General features: G+C 69.5%; 3 protein-coding genes. 2 read left to right on the top strand and 1 reads right to left on the bottom strand.

All coding sequences use genetic code 11. The annotated features are described in order from the left end of the window. Positions 1-134 precede the first annotated feature (134 nt). On the bottom strand, positions 135-443 hold the full coding sequence (locus L1885_RS28145) for a hypothetical protein (RefSeq protein ID WP_235799968.1): 309 nt from the start codon (positions 441-443) through the stop codon (positions 135-137). A gap of 261 nt (positions 444-704) precedes the next feature. Between L1885_RS28145 and rpsF the strand changes: the two genes are divergently transcribed. After that, positions 705-995, top strand: coding sequence for a 30S ribosomal protein S6 (gene rpsF, locus L1885_RS28150; protein ID WP_235799969.1), 291 nt, complete (start codon positions 705-707; stop codon positions 993-995). Between the two features lie 126 nt (positions 996-1,121). Beyond that, positions 1,122-1,605, top strand: a 484-nt coding sequence (locus L1885_RS28155) for a single-stranded DNA-binding protein (protein WP_235799970.1), incomplete at its 3' end; no start/stop codon positions are given.

Genomic DNA, 1,605 nt, shown 5'->3' on the forward strand with positions numbered 1-1,605 from the left:
GGGGCGGGGGTACGGGCCGCCCGCGCCGCGCTCCGGCCGGGACGGGCCGCGTTCCGCGCGGTGCCCCGGAGCCCGGGCCGGGGGCGGGCCTCAGGCGGTGAGGAGACCGCCCCGGGCCCGGCCCACGGGCGGCCTCAGGTGGTGAAGAGGCCGCCGTGGGCCATGCCCAGGAAGAAGCCGACGGCCGAGGCTCCGAGGCCGAGGATGGTGAGGAACCGCTCGCGCGTCGTCACCGAGATGTACTGGGCGTACGCGCCGACGAGGATGCCGATGAGGCCGACCCACGAGGTCGCCAGGCTCAGGCCGTGGAACCAGCACGTGACGAAGGCGAAGATCCCCAGCGCCAGGGTGGCGATCATCAGGCCGTCCTGGAGGGGATGGCTCTTTCCGTCGGAGGCGAAGAGGGATCCGCCGGACGTCTTCGGATGCATTGCCTGTGCCATGAGGTACCTCCTGGCTGACGGTCGGCGCATCGTGGCGCCGCACGTACCCGATGTACCCAGATTGTGCCCGGGGACGAGCGGATTTCAACCGGACGCGGGTGTACGGGTAGCCTGTACGGTCTGCGGCGGTGTCTGCCCAGGTCTGTCCCCGAGCCGGAGTCCCGGACGGTTGTCAGTGCCGGCGGATACCGTTGCTCACGCATAAGACCCTCCTGCCACGGAACGACCGTGGCCGCCGAGTCCAAAGGAGGTGGGTTCCACATGCGTCACTACGAGGTGATGGTCATCCTCGACCCCGATCTCGAGGAGCGTGCTGTCTCCCCGCTGATCGAGAGCTTCCTTTCCGTGGTCCGCGAGGCCAACGGAAAGGTCGAGAAGGTCGACACCTGGGGCCGTCGTCGTCTCTCCTACGAGATCAACAAGAAGCCCGAGGGCATCTACTCGGTCATCGATCTGCAGACCGAGCCTGCGGTCGTCAAGGAGCTCGACCGGCAGATGAAGCTGAACGAGTCGGTCCTCCGGACCAAGGTCCTCCGCCCCGAGACCCACTGAGCCACGGCTCGGCAGGTCGGGCCCGCTGAATCCGGCCCCCGGCCGGGCTCGAAGGGCCATCGGGAGCGAGCAGTACACGAGTAGCAACCAAGCAATCCGCGCAAACCCCGCCGAGAGGTTCCATCCATGGCAGGCGAAACCGTCATCACGGTAGTCGGCAACCTTGTCGACGACCCCGAGCTGCGTTTCACGCCGTCGGGTGCCGCGGTCGCGAAGTTCCGCGTCGCGTCGACGCCCCGCATGTTCGACCGCCAGACCAACGAGTGGAAGGACGGCGAGAGCCTGTTCCTGACCTGCTCGGTGTGGCGTCAGGCTGCGGAGAACGTCGCCGAGTCGCTGCAGCGCGGCATGCGCGTCGTGGTCCAGGGCCGGCTGAAGCAGCGGTCCTACGAGGACCGCGAGGGCGTCAAGCGGACCGTCTACGAGCTGGACGTCGAGGAAGTCGGCCCCAGCCTCAAGAACGCCACGGCCAAGGTCACCAAGACCACGGGCCGGGGCGGTCAGGGCGGTTACGGCGGCGGCGGTGGCGGCGGCCAGCAGGGCGGCGGCGGTGGCGGCGGCAACTGGGGCGGCGGCTCCGGTGGCGGCGCTCCGGCCGACGACCCGTGGG

Source organism: Streptomyces fuscigenes, assembly GCF_021556455.1.
Lineage (GTDB): Bacteria > Actinomycetota > Actinomycetes > Streptomycetales > Streptomycetaceae > Streptomyces > Streptomyces fuscigenes.

Excerpts from the sequence above, each read along its gene's own strand:
- L1885_RS28145 (WP_235799968.1), bottom strand. The coding sequence starts at position 443 with ATGGCACAGGCAATGCATCCGAAGACGTCCGGCGGATCCCTCTTCGCC.
- rpsF (WP_235799969.1), top strand. The coding sequence starts at position 705 with ATGCGTCACTACGAGGTGATGGTCATCCTCGACCCCGATCTCGAGGAG.